General features: G+C 35.9%; 14 protein-coding genes and 1 riboswitch. Of the genes, 7 read left to right on the top strand and 7 right to left on the bottom strand.

Annotated elements, in window-relative coordinates; all coding sequences use genetic code 11:
- Positions 1-53 precede the first annotated feature (53 nt).
- Complete coding sequence (locus DF947_RS03135) at positions 54-857, bottom strand: nitrilase family protein (RefSeq protein WP_205940724.1); 804 nt, start codon at positions 855-857, stop codon at positions 54-56.
- An 18-nt stretch (positions 858-875) separates the two neighbouring features.
- Positions 876-2,021, bottom strand: a complete 1,146-nt coding sequence (locus DF947_RS03130; protein WP_109928209.1) for a methionine aminotransferase — start codon at positions 2,019-2,021, stop codon at positions 876-878.
- Positions 2,022-2,258: 237 nt separating this feature from the next.
- On the opposite strand from DF947_RS03130, the gene DF947_RS03125 reads away from it, so the two are divergent.
- Both DF947_RS03125 and DF947_RS03120 read left to right on the top strand, forming a co-directional pair.
- A complete protein-coding gene (locus DF947_RS03125; protein ID WP_109928208.1) occupies positions 2,259-3,782 on the top strand; it encodes a DUF2271 domain-containing protein in 1,524 nt (507 codons plus the stop codon).
- On the top strand, positions 3,748-4,437 hold the full coding sequence (locus DF947_RS03120) for a PepSY-associated TM helix domain-containing protein (RefSeq protein ID WP_205940723.1): 690 nt from the start codon (positions 3,748-3,750) through the stop codon (positions 4,435-4,437). The genes DF947_RS03125 and DF947_RS03120 overlap by 35 nt, the downstream gene beginning before the upstream one ends.
- 87 nt (positions 4,438-4,524) lie before the next feature.
- On the opposite strand, the gene DF947_RS03115 is transcribed toward DF947_RS03120, so the two are convergent.
- Positions 4,525-5,751 carry a multidrug effflux MFS transporter gene (locus DF947_RS03115; RefSeq protein ID WP_109928207.1) on the bottom strand — a complete coding sequence of 409 codons (1,227 nt, stop codon included), beginning with the start codon at positions 5,749-5,751 and terminating at the stop codon, positions 4,525-4,527.
- 170 nt (positions 5,752-5,921) lie between these two features.
- Between DF947_RS03115 and DF947_RS03110 the strand changes: the two genes are divergently transcribed.
- Positions 5,922-6,692, top strand: coding sequence for a queuosine precursor transporter (locus tag DF947_RS03110; RefSeq protein WP_109928206.1), 771 nt, complete (start codon positions 5,922-5,924; stop codon positions 6,690-6,692).
- Positions 6,693-6,930: 238 nt separating this feature from the next.
- Here the strand turns inward: DF947_RS03110 and DF947_RS03105 are convergent, their stop codons facing one another.
- The 3 genes from DF947_RS03105 to DF947_RS03095 form a co-directional block, all read right to left on the bottom strand.
- Positions 6,931-8,175, bottom strand: a complete 1,245-nt coding sequence (locus DF947_RS03105) for a homoserine dehydrogenase (RefSeq protein WP_109928205.1) — start codon at positions 8,173-8,175, stop codon at positions 6,931-6,933.
- A gap of 154 nt (positions 8,176-8,329) precedes the next feature.
- Complete coding sequence (locus tag DF947_RS03100) at positions 8,330-9,388, bottom strand: homoserine O-acetyltransferase family protein (protein WP_109928204.1); 1,059 nt, start codon at positions 9,386-9,388, stop codon at positions 8,330-8,332.
- A 42-nt stretch (positions 9,389-9,430) separates the two neighbouring features.
- On the bottom strand, positions 9,431-10,762 hold the full coding sequence (locus DF947_RS03095) for an O-acetylhomoserine aminocarboxypropyltransferase/cysteine synthase family protein (protein WP_205940722.1): 1,332 nt from the start codon (positions 10,760-10,762) through the stop codon (positions 9,431-9,433).
- 283 nt (positions 10,763-11,045) lie between these two features.
- Positions 11,046-11,156: riboswitch (SAM riboswitch) on the bottom strand.
- 211 nt (positions 11,157-11,367) lie between these two features.
- On the opposite strand from DF947_RS03095, the gene DF947_RS03090 reads away from it, so the two are divergent.
- Positions 11,368-12,372 carry a hypothetical protein gene (locus DF947_RS03090; protein ID WP_109928202.1) on the top strand — a complete coding sequence of 335 codons (1,005 nt, stop codon included), beginning with the start codon at positions 11,368-11,370 and terminating at the stop codon, positions 12,370-12,372.
- Positions 12,373-12,537: 165 nt separating this feature from the next.
- Here DF947_RS03090 and DF947_RS03085 read toward each other — a convergent pair whose 3' ends face one another.
- Positions 12,538-13,653, bottom strand: coding sequence for a trans-sulfuration enzyme family protein (locus tag DF947_RS03085; RefSeq protein ID WP_109928201.1), 1,116 nt, complete (start codon positions 13,651-13,653; stop codon positions 12,538-12,540).
- A gap of 123 nt (positions 13,654-13,776) precedes the next feature.
- Between DF947_RS03085 and DF947_RS03080 the strand changes: the two genes are divergently transcribed.
- The 3 genes from DF947_RS03080 to DF947_RS03070 all read left to right on the top strand — a co-directional run bounded on the left by DF947_RS03080 (position 13,777) and on the right by DF947_RS03070 (position 16,549).
- Entirely contained in the window at positions 13,777-14,271 is a 495-nt protein-coding gene (locus DF947_RS03080; protein ID WP_240615312.1) for a hypothetical protein, read from the top strand.
- 363 nt (positions 14,272-14,634) lie between these two features.
- A complete protein-coding gene (mqnE, locus tag DF947_RS03075; RefSeq protein WP_109928199.1) occupies positions 14,635-15,828 on the top strand; it encodes an aminofutalosine synthase MqnE in 1,194 nt (397 codons plus the stop codon).
- Between the two features lie 94 nt (positions 15,829-15,922).
- A complete protein-coding gene (locus DF947_RS03070; protein ID WP_109928198.1) occupies positions 15,923-16,549 on the top strand; it encodes a histidine phosphatase family protein in 627 nt (208 codons plus the stop codon).
- Positions 16,550-16,687 lie beyond the last annotated feature (138 nt).

Below are 16,687 nucleotides of genomic sequence, written 5' to 3'. Positions count from 1 at the left end.
TTTTAGACTAATTGCTTGAATCGGTTATTTTGGTAAACTGAATATTTAAATTGCTAAGTAATCGTAAACTGGTCGGCATCTCGAAGGAAAGGGAACTGCCTTCTTATTTTTACCAATTCTTCGTAGTTAATACTAAAAGTGTACAAATCTTCATCTTCTGGTTTATAATAAACTGTACTTCCGTATGGATCTATACACATAGAATGCCCGCTATGATAAACCTGATTGCCATCGTGACCAACTCGATTAACGCCAATGACATAGCTTTGATTTTCAATGGCTCTAGCGGTAATAAGTGCTTTCCAATGGAGCGACCTTTTATCTGGCCAACTGGCGATAAGTAACAGAATGTCGTATTCCTCATTTTGGTTTCTTAGCCAGACCGGAAAACGCAAATCGTAACAAATGGCCAAACGTATTTTCCAACCTTTGAGCTTTACGATCAGTTTATCATTACCAGCAGTAAAGTTCTTATCTTCATCACCCAAGCCAAATAAATGGTGCTTGTCATAATGTTGATATTCACCATCTGGTTCCATCCAAATTAAACGGTTAAAATATTGATTGTTTTCCTTGATTACTAAGCTTCCGGTAACGATGCAATTGTATTGATAAGCCATTTTTTGCATCCACTGCATGGTTTTTCCGCCCATTTCTTCAGCCAACACTTCTGCATTCATACTAAAGCCACTGTTAAACATTTCTGGCAACACAATTAAATCGGTTTTCTCCCGAACACCCATAGAGAGCCTCAGAGCAAGATTTAACAGGTTTTTTTCAATGTTTTCCCAAAAAAGATACGCCTGAAATACAGTTACTTTCAGGTTTTCTATTTGGGTATAAACAGGTGCTTCCATATGTGTTTGTTTGGGATGTTAAACTTTTCTTAATTTTTCTGCTGCTTTAGAAAGTGTGGAATTTTCTTTGGCAAAACAGAACCTGATAATTTTATGATCTGTACCCTTTTGGTAGAATGCCGAAACTGGGATGGTGGCAACTCCAAATTCTTTTAATAATCTTATACTAAAATCTTTATCACTCTCATCACTTATTTCATTATAACCTGCGCATTGAAAATATGAGCCGTTACAAGGTAATAATTTAAAGCGGCTATCGGCTAAGAGTGCTCTAAAGTAGTCTCGTTTCTGTTGAAAGAAATTGCCTATACCGGTATAATTGTCTGGTTCTTTAATGTAAGTCGCTATTGCTTGTTGCATTGCACTATTAACGCTAAAAACATTAAATTGGTGTACTTTCCTAAATTCAGCAGTTAATTTTTCTGGCGCTAGGCAGTAACCCAATTTCCAGCCGGTGGCATGCAGGAGCTTTCCAAAAGAAGCGATAATAAAACTTCGCTGGCGTAATTCTGGATAGAGCATGACACTCTGATGTTTCTGCCCATCGTAAATTAAGTGCTCATAAACTTCATCGCTTAAAATCAAGATATCCGTTCCGTTGATTAGCTTAATCAAAGCCTGCATATCCTCAGCAGCCAAAATACTTCCGGTAGGATTTTGAGGTGAGTTTAAAATAATCATCCTTGTATTGGCTGTAAATAACTTTTTAACCATCTCCCAGTTAATGCCATAATCTGGTGGAGCCAATTCATAAGTTTTCACGATGCCACCCAACAGTTTAATTGTTGGGGCATAACTATCATAAGCGGGTTCGAAAATAATTACCTCGTCGCCAGGATTAATAACGGTAGTTAAAGCCGTAAAAATTGCCTGTGTTCCTCCAGCGGTAATTGTTATTTCAGTATCTGGATTGTATTTTACCTGATAAAGTTTTTCTACTTTTTCGGCAATATTCTCTTTTAATAAATTGGAGCCAGGCATTGGTGCATACTGATTAAAGCCATCTTTCATTGCCTTATTAACCAGCTCTATTAATTTAGGATCGCATGCATAATCTGGAAAACCCTGTGATAGGTTTATCGCATTGTGTTCTGTAGCGAGTTTAGACATGACCGAGAAAATGGTTGTGCCCACGCCTGGAAGTTTCGATTGTATATTCAACATCTATTAGCGAAAATAAGAAAAAAGCATCGAAGATTAAAGGATAAAGGTTAAAGCCAAGCCATTCGGTAATCACTAAAATTCACTCACAGTTTTAAAAATCAGTGACCTTATTGCATAATCTCACAGCAAATTTTGAATAAACTCATTTTGTATTATTTCAAATATATTTCAATGTTATCTATAATTAATCCAAATAAAGCCTTTTATTTGCAGATAAATATAAACATTTCTTAATTTATGAAATTTAAGCACATACTTACCATTAGTTTACTGGTTGTTACGGCGTCTGCCTTCGTAACACCAAAGAAAGCGTCAAGAACTTTTGTATCCAATTACGAAAATGTATTGGGAACATCTTTAGAGTTAAAATTTAAAGCTTTAAATCAAGCCGATGCCGATCAAGCTGAAACTAATACTTTAATGGAAATTGATCGATTAGATAATGTTTTAAGTGCTTATAAAGCTGATAGCGAGTTTAATAAGTGGATGAAAAATGGTAATCAACCTACAAAGATATCTGCTGATTTATTTCAGGTTTTACAAGCTTTCGAAAATTATAAAATATTAACCAATGGCGCTTTAGATGCATCTGCAGAAGTAATTGCTAAAGTTTGGAAGAAAGCATCTAGCGAAAATCGTTTACCTTCTGTAACTGAATTACAAACTGCAGTTGCTAAGGTAAAGCAAAAGCATTATGTTTTGGATGAAAAAACCCAAACGGTTACACGCTTGGATGAAGTGCCTTTAGCTTTGAACTCTTTCGCTAAAAGTTACATTATTAATAAAGCGGCAGATAAGGCAATCCATACAACAGGAATAGAAAACGTAGTTGTAAATATTGGTGGCGATATGGTTGTAAAAGGATCTCAATCAGAAAGTATTGAAATTGCAGACCCTATGGCAGATGCTGAAAATGATTTAGCCTTAACTACTGTTAAAGTTTCAAATATGGCTGTTGCTACAAGCGGAAATTACCGCAGAGGCTTTAGCGTAAATGGCAAATGGTATTCGCATATTGTTGATCCGCGTACAGGTAATCCAGTTTCTGAGATCATTAGCGCTACAGTAATTGCACCAAATGCAAGTGAAGCTGGTGCATTGGCAACTTCATTTAATGTATTATCTGTTAGTGAAATAGAAAAATTAGCTTCCTCAAGAAATGATTTAGAATATCTGTTGATTACCAAAAATGGAGAAGAAATTAAAAGCAAGGGTTGGTCTAAATATGAAATAAAAGTAGAAAAGCCAGTTGCCATTTCAACAACCAACAACAAAGCTGATAAACTTTGGAATACTAAATATGAATTGGTAGTAAATTTAGAAATAGCACAGATTGAAGGAATGAGGGTTCGTCGCCCGTTTGTAGCCGTTTGGGTAGAAGATGCTGCGAAAGCACCTGTTCGTAACCTTGCTATTTGGTACAACAAACCGCGTTGGTTACCAGATTTAAAATCCTGGACACGCACAAACGGTGATGAATTTAAAAAAGGTGCTGAAGGTAAATTAAGTTCAACCAGTTCTGCAACTCGTGGTCCTGGAAAGTACAGCCTAGCTTGGGATGGTAAAGATGATAGCGGAAACTTAGTTAAAGCTGGTACTTATACTGTTTATATAGAAGTTGCCAGAGAACATGGAACGTATCAAATTCTTTCTCAAACTATGAAATTTACTGGTTCGGCAAAAAAAGTAGAATTAACCCCTAATACAGAATTAGCTTCAGCATCCCTTGACTACAGAAAAATTTCAACCCCAAAAAAGTAATGTAATTGCTGCACCTTCCGGTTTAGGGAAAAAAGCGGTAAAAAAGGAAAGTGGAAAAGGCAAGGGTAAAAAGCGTTTAGCTGGTTTATCCCGTTGGTTGCACATTTATTTATCAATGGTAAGCTTTACCATTTTATTATTCTTTGCGGTATCTGGTTTAACTTTAAATCATGCAGATTGGTTTACATCAGGTAAAGAAGTAGTAACTAAAGACTCTGGAAATGTGAATGTTAAATGGGTAAACCAACCAGACACAACTAAAATTAACAAGTTGCAATTGGTAGAATACTTTAGAAACAAACATCAGGTTAAAGGTGCCCTCAGTGATTTCAGAATTGATGACCGTGAATGCAGTATGACTTTTAATGGTCCGGGTTACATAGCAGATTCTTTCGTTGATCGTGAAACGGGAAAATATGAATTAACAGTTACAAGACTGGGTGTTTTTGCGGTGATAAATGATTTGCATAAAGGCCGGGATTCTGGTAAGGCTTGGTCTTGGATTATCGATATCTCTGCTGTGTTAATGACTTTGGTTTCTATATCTGGGATTATCCTAATTTGTTTCATCAAGAAAAAGAGATTAAGTGGATTTATTCTTGTTGCTGTGGGAACAATAGCCTGTTATTTAATTTATAAGTTATTTGTGCCATAAATCATAAGCAAATCCATTTTACAATAAATAAAAAGCCACCGAAACCTTAAATCAGTGGCTTTTTTATTTAAAAATAGTTAACCAAATTTAATGTGCAACAACTGCTGCATCTGCAGAAGCTTCAATTTCTGTTTTAATAAATCTTCGGCCAATAAGCAAACAGAATAGGGCTGTAAATGCCGCCACCGCCATAACCAATGGCATCGGGACAACGGAATGTTCGCTAAATAAACTTACCATTACAGATGCCAAAGCACCTAAGCCCATTTGTAAAGCGCCCATTAAAGCCGATGCACTTCCCGCGTTTTTGCTAAATGGCGCCAAAGATAAAGCAGCAGCATTTGGGTTGATTAACCCAAGGCAACATAAAAATAATGCAATAAAACCAATTGTAGAATACAAACTTAACCAATCGCTCATTGCAAAAATCAAGAATACTAAACTGAAGATACATTGAGCAATTAATGCCCATGTTACAATTTTCTTACTGCTAAACCATTTCAATATTATGCTGTTAACTTGGCTTGAGCCAATAAATGAAACAGATAAAAGTGCAAAAATCCAACCATATCCGGTTTTACTTACTTCATAAATTTTCATGAAAACAGTTGGAGATGATGATACATAGGCAAATAAACCAGAAAAGGTTATCGAGCTAATTAGCGCATAAGTATAAAATTGAGGTTCTTTTAAAACGACAAGAAAGTTGGTTAAGATCGGTTTTGGTTTTAAGGAGTAATCAGGATCAGGCTTATAGCTTTCTGGCAATTTAAAGATTGAGGCTAATAGCATCAAAACCGCCATAAAGCCTAAAAATACAAAAACGTATTTCCAGCCTAAGGCAGAGATTAAATACCCCCCAGCTGTTGGAGCTAGCATAGGAGATACAGCAATTACAAGCATTAAGGATGCAAAAACCTTTGGGCTTTCTTCAACGGTAAATAAATCTCTAACCATGGCTACAGAAGCTACTGCTGTAGCGCAACTTCCAATCGCTTGCACAAAACGCAAAACAATTAATTGATTAACATCTGTAACTGCCAAACAACCAATAGAAGCAACAATATAAAGCACTAAACCAAAATACAAAGGTTTTTTTCGGCCGTATTTATCTAACAGTGGTCCGTACAAAAGTTGACCTACAGAAATCCCGATAAAAAAACTGGATAAGGATAGCGATACTGCCGATTCTGTTGTACGCAAATCCTTGGCTATATCAATAAAGCCTGGCAAATACATATCAATCGAAAACGGACCTAATGCGGCTAAAGAGCCCAAAATTAAAATGAGATAAAAGTGCTGTTTTTTAGCCATAAGGATTTCCGGTTTTTTGAAGCCGCAAAGATTGGGAGATTTAAGTTCTTAAACTATTTTTAAGGTCGAATGATTGTAAAAAGGGATAATATTTATAAAAAAAATAAAAATCAATAAAAATTAATATTTGAACTGTAATGTGATGCATTTTATTTTTAGATTTATAGTCTATGACTTTTAAAACGAAAGAAAGCCGTTTATTACTCGTTCTGGGTAGTTTTTTTGTGGCCAATGCAATATTATCAGAGTTTATTGGTGTAAAATTATTTAGCGTAGAAGAAACCCTAGGCTTTAAAAAATTCGACATCAATTTATTTGGCGTTCCACATCTTTCATTTGTAATGTCTGCTGGGGTTTTAACCTGGCCAATAATCTTTATTATGACGGATATTATCAATGAATATTTTGGCGTTAAACAAGTTCGATTTTTATCTATTTTGACTTCCATTCTAATTGCCTTTGCCTTTATTGTGGTTTGGGGATCAATGCATTTAAGCGCTGCCGATTTCTGGGTTCACCAAAACATAAATGGTGAAGATCTGAATATGAACAATGCGTTTGCTGGCATTTTCGGTCAAGGTATGTGGATAATTGTTGGTTCTATTACTGCCTTTATTATTGGACAGATGGTAGACGTAGTTATTTTTCATCGAATAAAAAAAATCACTGGAGAAAAGGCACTGTGGCTTCGTGCAACGGGTTCAACATTGGTTTCTCAATTTGTAGATAGTTTTGTTGTAATCTTTATCGCCTTTTATGTAAACCCACAATATCATTATAGCTGGCAACAGGTTTTTGCAATAGGTTTGGTTGGATATACTTACAAATTTATTGTTGCCATTTTAATGACACCAATTCTGTATATCGTTCATAGAATCATTGATGGTTATCTTGGCAAAGAATTGGCGCACAAGCTGATGGATATGGCAGGAAGAGGATAGGGGGTTGTTTAATAATCTAACATGTTATTGTTTTGTATTAAAACCATGTTAAAAATGATTACGCTTATTTTCCAGATAAAAAAAAGATTGTATTTATAGAACTTTACCATAAAAATGATAAGGAAAACGAAGATCGGCAATGAATCCTGGACAACTTTAAATAATGCAAAAGGTCGGACTCGCTCCGACCTTTATGCTTAACAACAAAACAAATAAAAAAATTAACCTTAAAAATTCTTTACAAAACGGCTTCAGCTTCAACAAAAGTTGTCGTCGAAATCTTTTCTTCTTTGTAGATCTGTCTTCCAGTATAAGCAATAAATACAGCCTCATCTAAAAGTAGATCACGATTTTTAATTAGGTTTTCTAACTTAACTGTTCCAATAACATATTTATAACTACTAGCCGAATAGCGTTCGCTAATGTTATCGAATTCTAATAATGTAATTAAATCTTCATCGGCATAACGCAAATAAATTTCTAATAAGATATTTTCCGTGTGGATTACTCCATTTTCTTGATGGTATTTTTTATATTCATAGCGGTAATCATAGCGCAAAGCAGCAATATCCGATAAAACGGCAGCACCAGTCGGATGCCCGCCAGCACCTTTGCCAAAAAAGAATTGCTTATCTGCAAATGCAGCCTGAACGGTAACTGCATTATACTCGTTTTCTACATTGTATAAGAAATCATCCTTAGCTACCAATTTTGGCAAAACATAAGTTACGATTTGCTTTGTATCTATTTTTCTTGCTGTTGGCACCAGCTTAATTTTAAAGTTTTTTTCTTTCGCATAGTTAATGTCGTACTGCGAAAGGTTTTGAATGCCGATATTTAAAATGTGATCTGGATTGATGAACAAGCCATATGCATGCGCAGTAGCAATTGCCAGTTTGTATTTAGGATCGTACCCTCCAACATCCAAAATTGGGTCAGTTTCTGCAAAACCTAAATCTTGCGCCTCTTTTAAGGCCGAACCATAACTTTGATTCTCATTGAATATTTTCGATAAAATATAATTTGAAGACCCATTGAAAATACCACTTAAGGCATGGAAAAGTTCATTATCATAATATTCTTCCAAATTGCGGATAATTGGAATACTGCCACAAACTGCGCCTTCGTACAATAAAGATGTTCCATATTGTTTTTGTAAATCTACCAGTTCCTTTAAATGTGTAGCAATCATTTTTTTGTTTGCCGACACTACATTTTTGCCATTTTTAAGTGCTTTCGTTACAATTTCATAAGCTGCATCAGCATCATTAATTAATTCAACAATGGTGTTGATTTCAGTGTCATCTAAAATTTCATCACGGTTGGTGGTAAACAAATCTTTATTTAGGGTACGTGTTTTTCTTGGATCTTTAATTGCAATTTTGATGATCTCTAAGTTTAGGTTTTGACTTTGAATAATATCCAATAAACCTTGTCCAACAACTCCAAAACCAAATAAACCAATTTTTAAATTCTTACTCATATTATTTACAGTATCAGGTAGCGAGTATCAAGACTACATGCTAAAAAAAGCATTTCGCTACTAAATTATTTTTATGTTTTTATTTTATTCAACTACAGATTTAACAAGAAGTTAATTTGAAATCCCATCTGTGTTTGATTATTTTTATTTAATCTTAAGCGGTGTGCTGAAGTTTGATAATTTTTTTATTACTGCTTTCTTTAATGAAATTTCCGATAATATTGGTTAAAGCATTGGTTTCGATCAAGAAACCATCATGTCCATAATCGGAATGTAGCGCATAGAATTCTGCTCCTTGTATATGGTCTGCCAAGTATTTTTGTTCGGAAAGCGGAAATAAAACATCATTTTCAATTCCGATTACCAAGGTATTTGCTTTAATTAGCTTAAGAGCATCGGCTATGCTTTTGCGATTTCTTCCAACATTGTGGCTGTCCATTGCTTTGGTTAAATAGTAATAACTATACGCATTGAAACGATTAATTAATTTTTCTCCCTGATAGTTTTGATAAGAAGATGCTCTAAAATTATCTGTTTTATCGTTAACACTTTCAACTTGCGTGCTGCCATAAGCATTGTAAGTTCTATAACTTAAAAGTGCAATGCTGCGAGCAACTTTTAAACCTTTACTGCCGCCATTTGGTTGGTTTGCAAAAAAAGTGCGATCGGAAGTAATGGCTAAACGCTGACTTTCATTAAATGCGATTCCCCATGGAGAATGCGCTGCATTTGTTGCGACCAAAATGAGGTTTTCAATTTTATTTGGCTCGGCAATACTCCATTCTACGGCTTGTTGACCGCCTAAAGAGCCTCCAATTAACACCTTAATCTGGGTTACTCCTAAGTGATTGGCCAAAAGTTGATGAGCAGAAACAAAATCTCGAATGGTAAATTGTGGAAATCCTAAATAATATGGTAAGCCTGTTACTGGATTTGTACTTAAAGGACTCGTGGTTCCATAATGAGATCCTAAAACATTTGCACAGATGATGAAATGGTCTGCCGGATTAAATAACGCATTTACACCAAATAAACCTTCCCACCATTCAAACACATCTGAATTGGCTGTTAAAGCATGGCAAACCCAAATTACATTATCTTTTTTCGCATTTAACTTGCCATAAGTTTGATATGCGATTTGAAGGTTGCGTATTTTTTTTCCGTTTTCTAATTTGAATTGTTTGGGATAACTATATGTGGAAACTGAGCTCATTATAATTTGTATTGTTGTTGTTAAAACTGGAATCGGAGAATATTACGCGTGTAAACCATCGGCTTTAATGGTAGAACCAATCGCAGCAAAAGCTTGTTCAAAATCTGCCTTAATATCATCAATATGCTCTATACCTACAGATACGCGTAAGGCATTTGGCTTAACACCAGCGGCTAATTGTTCCGTTTCGCTTAATTGCTGATGGGTTGTTGCAGAGGGCTGAATAATTAATGTTTTAGCATCACCTACATTGGCTAAATGCGAAACCAGTTTCAAATTATCGATTACCTGTGTTGCATTTTCCTTACTTCCTTCTAATTCAAATGACAAAACCCCTCCAAATCCATTGCTAAGGTATTTTTTTGCAAGGTTATTGTATTTACTGCTTGCTAAGCCAGGATAGTGTACCTCTTTAACCAATGGATGGTTTTCCAACCAAATGGCAAGCTCCAAAGCATTATCTACATGGCGTTGAACACGAAGGGATAATGTTTCTAAACCTTGAAGCAAAAGAAATGAGTTAAAGGGAGAAAGTGCAGGGCCTAAATCTCTTAATCCCTCAACGCGGGCACGAATAATGAATTGAATATTGCCAAAGGGGCCTCCAATTCCAAATACATCGTTAAAAACTAAACCATGATATCCTTCTGATGGTTCTGTAAACTGGGTAAACTTTCCATTGCCCCAATTGTAATTTCCGCCATCAACAATAACTCCGCCAATACTCGTTCCATGACCACCAATCCATTTTGTTGCAGATTCTACTACAATGTTAGCGCCATGTTCCAATGGTTTAAACAAATAACCGCCAGCACCAAAAGTATTATCAACTATAAAAGGTAGATCATGCTTTTTCGCAATTGCTGCAATTTTTTCGAAATCAGGGATGCTGAACGCAGGATTGCCGATTGTCTCCAAATAAATGGCTTTTGTTTTATCGGTTATTTTTTGTTCAAATTCTTCTGGCTCATCAGGATTAGCAAAATCGACATGAATCCCAAGACGTTTAAATGCAACTTTAAACTGATTATAAGTTCCGCCATAGATATGTGAAGAGGAAACAATACTATCACCTGCCTCTAAAATGTTATGCAAAGCGATAAATTGGGCTGCTTGTCCTGAAGCAACCGCTAATGCGGCAACCCCACCTTCTAACGCCGCTATTCTTTTTTCAAAAACATCGGTAGTGGGATTCATCAAACGGGTATAAATATTCCCAAATTCTTTTAGAGCAAATAAATTGGCGCCATGCTCTGCATTCTTGAATCCGTATGAGGTGGTTTGGTATATTGGAACTGCCCGAGAACCTGTTGTTGGATCTATTTCTTGACCAGCGTGTAATTGTAAAGTTTCAAATTTATATGAAGTTGACATTTTTATTAATAATTGATTGTATGAATATTTGAATGATTAAATTGGATTATAGAGATTCTGAAATCAGATAATCCTATCAAGGGGGCGTATCCCAATTTATTGGGACCTTCCAATTTGAATAAGAACAAAAGAGGAAGATTTATTAATTACTGTATGCAACAGCACATACAAATAATCGCCTGCATATCATAACAAATCAATGAAATAGAAGAGTTTTTTGCCTTATTGAGGTTTAAACTAGGTTCGCTTAGCGATTGAAGATTTAATGTTTTCATCAAGTTCTAATTTATATCTCCAAATAACACCATGTTATTCGGTCAGGAATTGGCACCTTCTCTTTCTGAGGGTTGCCAGTGGGTCTCGGAGCCTGTCTCTCGCCACTTCTTTATAAATCAACCCGTGAAGATTGACTTTTATTTGTCTTTCGCCAAATAATATTTCAAATGTCTGAAATATATTTTAAACAACAAAATTATATTTCGAAAAATAATTAACTCGTTGTAAATCAAATTTGTAATTTTAATTTGAGAACTTAAATTATTAATCTAACCCAGAATTAATTCTAAAATTTTAAGTTTGTGGTACCTATCTAATCTTAATTAACTATGAAAAACGTAAAATCTTACTGTATTGCATTATTATTTTTAAGTTGCTTTTATAATGCCCAGGCTCAATTTGGCGGATTAAAAGATAAGCTCTTAAAAGTTGGCGCATCGCAAGGCGCAAAAGCTTTAGGCGTTGATAAACTACTTAAACAGCCGGCGGCTATTACTACAAGTTTTGAGGATGTAAATAGAGAAGGCGAGATGATGCCTGATTTTAAAGCCACATTGAAAGCCCAACCTTTATATTTATTGCCAAAAAATCCAGATGGTGGTTTTGTGCTTTGTGCAGGTTTGTATGAAATGACAAACAAAAGTTACTGCCTTAAAGCTGGTACTTTCGCACCATCAAAAGGAGATGGTTATATGTTTGCACCCGTTTTAGGTCCGAAAGAAGAAATTGTGGTATCAATTTTAAAGAGTGCAGAAAAACATCCTGAAGTAGAACAACATGATATTCAGGTCTTATTGTGGACCATAATTGCCAGAACAAAATTTGCAGATTATTCCGGTCAGGTTAAATTAACCGCGATTAAATTGTTAACAACAAAACAACTCACCCAGTTAGAAGGAGGTGCCCTTGGCGTTCTTCCTTTTGATGTAATGGAAAAAGCCAAAGATCAGCTTCCATCGGGTGTGAAAGCGGTTTTTGAAGCAGAAAATAACATCCGCCAACTTGTTGCATCTGGCAATTATACTTACGCTGACATGGAAAAATATGCAATTATTGCAGGTATGGCTCCTCCTAGAAGCGATGTTCCGAGTGGGATTTGGACCAAACATCCTGATGGTTATTACGTTCGCTATTTCCCTTCGGGCTATTCGATTACAAAAGTACAGGTTTATGTACCCAAAGAATTAATTGCAGACGGAACAAAATTAGTATACGATGCAGCTGGAGATATTGCTTGTCCGGCAAATACAGGTTCGCAGCGATTGGCTCAAACTAACGAGCCTCTAAATCCTAATTATGGGTTAAAGTTGACGACAATTTGTAATCCTAAATAGATTTTGAAAATGAGCGGGATTGTAATTCTTAGGGGTTTCGCCCCGCTGTTTAGGAAACCGTCATTGCGAGGCAAGAAGCAATCTTACACCGATCAGTTATAGCGAGCGTATTAAGAATGCTTCGTGCCTCGCAATGACGAATTTAATTGCTGAAAATCAGTCGGATTACCCTAAAGCCTGTTCTAAATCAGCAATAATATCATCAACATGTTCTAAACCAACTGAAATTCTTAAAAGGTTTTTAGGTGTCTTGCTATCTGGCCCTTCAACTGAGTAACGGTGCTCAATTAAACTTTCTACACCACCCAAGCTTGTAGCCTGTGCAAATAACTGAACTTTATTCACCACCTTACTCGTCGCTTCAACATCACCCTTAACTAAGAAAGACATCATGCCACCAAAATCTTTCATTTGCTTTTTGGCAATTTCATGCTGTGGATGGCTTTCCAAGCCCGGATAAAATACAGCTTCAACATTGGGGTGGCGAACCAAATAATCAGCAACTTTTTTTCCATTTTCGCAATGGCCTTTCATTCTATAGGCCAAAGTTTTTATACTTCTGCAAAGCAAAAAACAATCAAATGGAGATGGGACTGCACCACCTGTTTGCTGCACATTTTTAATTTTATCCCACAGCTCGTCTTTTTTGGCTGTAACTAAAATGCCACCTAAAACATCACTATGCCCACCCAGGTATTTTGTACTGCTGTGCATTACAATATCAGCGCCCAACAAAATTGGATTTTGTAGAATAGGCGAGGCAAATGTGCTATCGCAGGCTAAAGTTATGTTGTCTGCTTGTGCAATCTTTGAAATTTCGGCAATATCGGTAACCTTTAGCAATGGATTAGACGGTGTTTCAATCCAGATTAATTTTGTATTTGGTTTAATGGATGATTTAATCAAATCCAAATCTGTCTGACTGACAAAATCAAACTCCAAAGTTTCATTAAAAATCGTTAACAATTGCTTTTTGATGCCCCAATACATATCATCAGGAGCGATAATATGGCTGCCAGGTTTTAAAGCCTGAAACAAACTCATTCCACAATTATTACCCGAGGCAAAAGCTGCGGCATCTTCTCCAAATTCCAATTTTGCCACTGTGTTTTCTAAAGCAGACCGATTTGGGTTGCTTACCCTACTATACATATGCCCACCCGGGTAGCCTCCATTTTCATCACGAAAAAAAGTTGTGGATAAATTTAGAGGTGGTGTAACATCACCGGTAGTACTTTTAACAAGATTAGAGGCGTGAATAGCAAGGGTTTCGGGTTTCATGATGATTTAGCTTTATTCGAATTCTTTTATTGCGCAATTTAAGAATTTGAGACTAATTTTATCCCTTAATTTGTTTTGGCAAGATTTATGTGTTCTATTTGGCGAAATTTAAATTAAACAAAAATGAAAAGATTATTTATAGCTATCGCAATTGCATGTTCTACATTAGTAATGTTACAAAGTTGTAATACAGCGAAAAGAGTAACTGCAGGTGTTACAGGTAGCAGAGGTACAGTAGTTCGCGAATGGGTGGTTAGCAATGTTGCTTTAGATGGCTTACCGGATGGAGCAGTTCAAGGTTTATTTGGCGAAAAATCTTACAAGTGTTTTCAGGGCAGTACTTGGAACCTAACAAACAGTGGAAACGGTTCGTATACTTTACCTGCAACAAGCCCATGTGGATCTGTAATGCAGACTATTTTTTGGTCGGCAACTCCAAAAGAGGAAACATTTCAATTTAAGAAAATATTTGAAGGTGATAAAGCTAAAAACGTTACAGAAGGTTATCGTTTAGTTTTAACTGAGCTTTCTAGCACACAAATGGTTATGAAATCTCCAATTGAGTTTGGCGGTAAAACGGCAAATATCATTTTAACATTTGTACCTGCTGCAAGATAATTTCATTTACCTATGAAATACAATGCGAAGAGCACTTCTGAAAAGAGGTGCCTTTTTTGTTTAGCGACAGATTTTTTTAACCACAGATAATAAAGGATATGCATGGATTTGGGTTTGTATTTTTTTGCCGCAGATTAATATTGACTAATATTTTGGGGGCAATTTTTTGCCACGGAAACACTGAAATCACGGAGGCTACATTTCTAATTCCATGTAAATCTGTGTCTATCCGTGTCCATCTGTGGTTAATTTATTTTTTAAAAACTCAAAATCTTCGAATCTGTGGCTATCTCATCGTTTGTTACAAGAAAATGATTTTCAAATCGCCTCAATATTGTATTTTTGTTCAAAATAAAATCAGGAATGAATACAACTGAGCAAGTTGAAAAAATATTAGCTGATACATCATTATCAACTGAACTACAAAACATAGCACACAAAGTCCTTAATAAAGAACGTATTACTTTTAATGAGGGCGTTTACCTTTACGAGCATGCAGAATTAGGTTATCTGGGTGTTTTGGCAAATTTCATCCGTGAAGAAAAGCATGGCGATAAAACCTATTTCAATCGTAATTTCCATTTAGAGCCAACAAATCTTTGTGTTTACGATTGTAAATTCTGTTCTTATTCTCGCTTAATCAAGCAAAAAGAAGAGGGCTGGGCTTTAACCATGGAGCAAATGCTCGATATTGTTAAGAAATATGATGATGAACGGGTAACAGAGGTTCATATTGTTGGTGGTGTTTTGCCACAGTACGATGTTGCTTTTTATTCTGCATTGTTTACTGCAATTAAAGAACATCGTCCTGATTTACACGTTAAGGCTCTAACACCTGTCGAATATCATTATATATTCAAGAAAGCTAAAATTGATTATGCCACAGGCATGAAACTAATGAAAGATGCTGGCTTGCAATCTATGCCTGGCGGTGGTGCCGAGATTTTTCATCCTGAAATTCGTGAGCAGATTGCTAAAGATAAATGTACAGGCGAACAATGGTTGGCGATACATGAGGAATGGCATAAATTAGGAATGAGAAGTAATGCAACAATGCTTTATGGTCATATAGAAAGATTTGAACATAGAGTGGATCATATGGAAAAACTTCGTGAATTGCAGGATAAAACCGGTGGTTTCCAAACCTTTATTCCACTGAAATTCAGAAATCAACATAATCAAATGAGCAATGTGGCTGAGTCTTCGGTAATTGAGGATTTAAGAAATTACGCTATTGCTCGTATTTATATGGATAATTTCGACCACATTAAAGCATATTGGGCAATGATTAGTCGCGAGACAGCTCAGTTATCCTTAAATTATGGTGTTGATGACATTGATGGAACTTTGGATGATACCACAAAAATTTACTCAATGGCTGGTGCTGAAGAGCAAACACCTGCAATGAGTACCAAGGAATTGGTTAATTTGATTAAGCAAGTTGGCAGAAAAGCAATAGAACGCGATACCTTATATAATGTAGTTACCGATTTTGAAAACGTTGTTTTTGAAGAGGAAAAGAAACCGCAATATTATAAGTTGCCTGTCGTAAATTAATGATAGAATGAGTGAATGACAGAATGAGTGAATTTTTTCAATAGGGTTATTAGCATTCACTCATTCAAAAATCAATCATTCAATAATTTAAAAAATGAAGCAAATTTATATTATCCGCCACGGCGAAACAGAACTTAATAGACAAGGCATAGTACAGGGTAGAGGTATAAATTCTGACTTAAATGATACCGGTAGAGCGCAGGCTGAGGCTTTCTATCAGAAATATAAAGACATTCCTTTCGATAAAATCTATACATCCGATTTAAAACGCACGTGGCAAACGGTTCAAAAATTTATCGATTCTGGATTACCTTGGGAAAAACTATCGGGTTTAGATGAGTTAGCCTGGGGCATTTGGGAAGGAAAACCGAATACTGAGGGCTCCAGGGATGCTTTTCGTGAAATGCTACAATCTTGGGAGAGTGGAGATTATACCGCCCATTTCGAAGGCGGAGAAAGCGTTCAGGATGTTTACGATCGATTGAAAGAACCAATGAAAGTTTTATCCACCAGACCTGAAGAAGAAACGGTTTTGCTTTGCATGCATGGCAGGGCGATGCGTGTTTTTCTTTGCTTGTTACTTGGTAAGCCCTTAAGCGAAATGACTGAGTTTCCACATCAGAATACTGTTTTGTATAAAATGGGTTTTGAAGATGGAAATTTTACCGTTCTTGAATTTAATAACTCCATACATTTGGATGGTTTAGTAATTGGGCAATAATTCGTTTTAATGGTTTTTGAGGACACAAACCATGGCAAACGGATGCCTAACCAACTCGTCATTGATTGGAGAGAAGCAATCTTAAACTATAGCAATAGCGAACGCATTAAGATTGCTTCATGCCTCGCAATGATGGAA

It is taken from the genome of Pedobacter paludis (assembly GCF_003173575.1).
Lineage (GTDB): Bacteria > Bacteroidota > Bacteroidia > Sphingobacteriales > Sphingobacteriaceae > Pedobacter > Pedobacter paludis.
This window is presented reverse-complemented; position numbering and strand designations above follow the sequence as displayed.

Bases quoted from the DNA above. Each gene is read 5' to 3' on its own strand.
- DF947_RS03135 (WP_205940724.1), bottom strand. From the start codon at position 857: ATGGAAGCACCTGTTTATACCCAAATAGAAAACCTGAAAGTAACTGTA.
- DF947_RS03130 (WP_109928209.1), bottom strand. From the start codon at position 2,021: ATGTTGAATATACAATCGAAACTTCCAGGCGTGGGCACAACCATTTTC.
- DF947_RS03125 (WP_109928208.1), top strand. From the start codon at position 2,259: ATGAAATTTAAGCACATACTTACCATTAGTTTACTGGTTGTTACGGCG.
- DF947_RS03115 (WP_109928207.1), bottom strand. From the start codon at position 5,751: ATGGCTAAAAAACAGCACTTTTATCTCATTTTAATTTTGGGCTCTTTA.
- DF947_RS03110 (WP_109928206.1), top strand. From the start codon at position 5,922: ATGACTTTTAAAACGAAAGAAAGCCGTTTATTACTCGTTCTGGGTAGT.
- DF947_RS03105 (WP_109928205.1), bottom strand. From the start codon at position 8,175: ATGAGTAAGAATTTAAAAATTGGTTTATTTGGTTTTGGAGTTGTTGGA.
- DF947_RS03100 (WP_109928204.1), bottom strand. From the start codon at position 9,388: ATGAGCTCAGTTTCCACATATAGTTATCCCAAACAATTCAAATTAGAA.
- DF947_RS03095 (WP_205940722.1), bottom strand. From the start codon at position 10,762: ATGTCAACTTCATATAAATTTGAAACTTTACAATTACACGCTGGTCAA.
- DF947_RS03090 (WP_109928202.1), top strand. From the start codon at position 11,368: ATGAAAAACGTAAAATCTTACTGTATTGCATTATTATTTTTAAGTTGC.
- DF947_RS03085 (WP_109928201.1), bottom strand. From the start codon at position 13,653: ATGAAACCCGAAACCCTTGCTATTCACGCCTCTAATCTTGTTAAAAGT.
- DF947_RS03080 (WP_240615312.1), top strand. From the start codon at position 13,777: ATGAAAAGATTATTTATAGCTATCGCAATTGCATGTTCTACATTAGTA.
- mqnE (WP_109928199.1), top strand. From the start codon at position 14,635: ATGAATACAACTGAGCAAGTTGAAAAAATATTAGCTGATACATCATTA.
- DF947_RS03070 (WP_109928198.1), top strand. From the start codon at position 15,923: ATGAAGCAAATTTATATTATCCGCCACGGCGAAACAGAACTTAATAGA.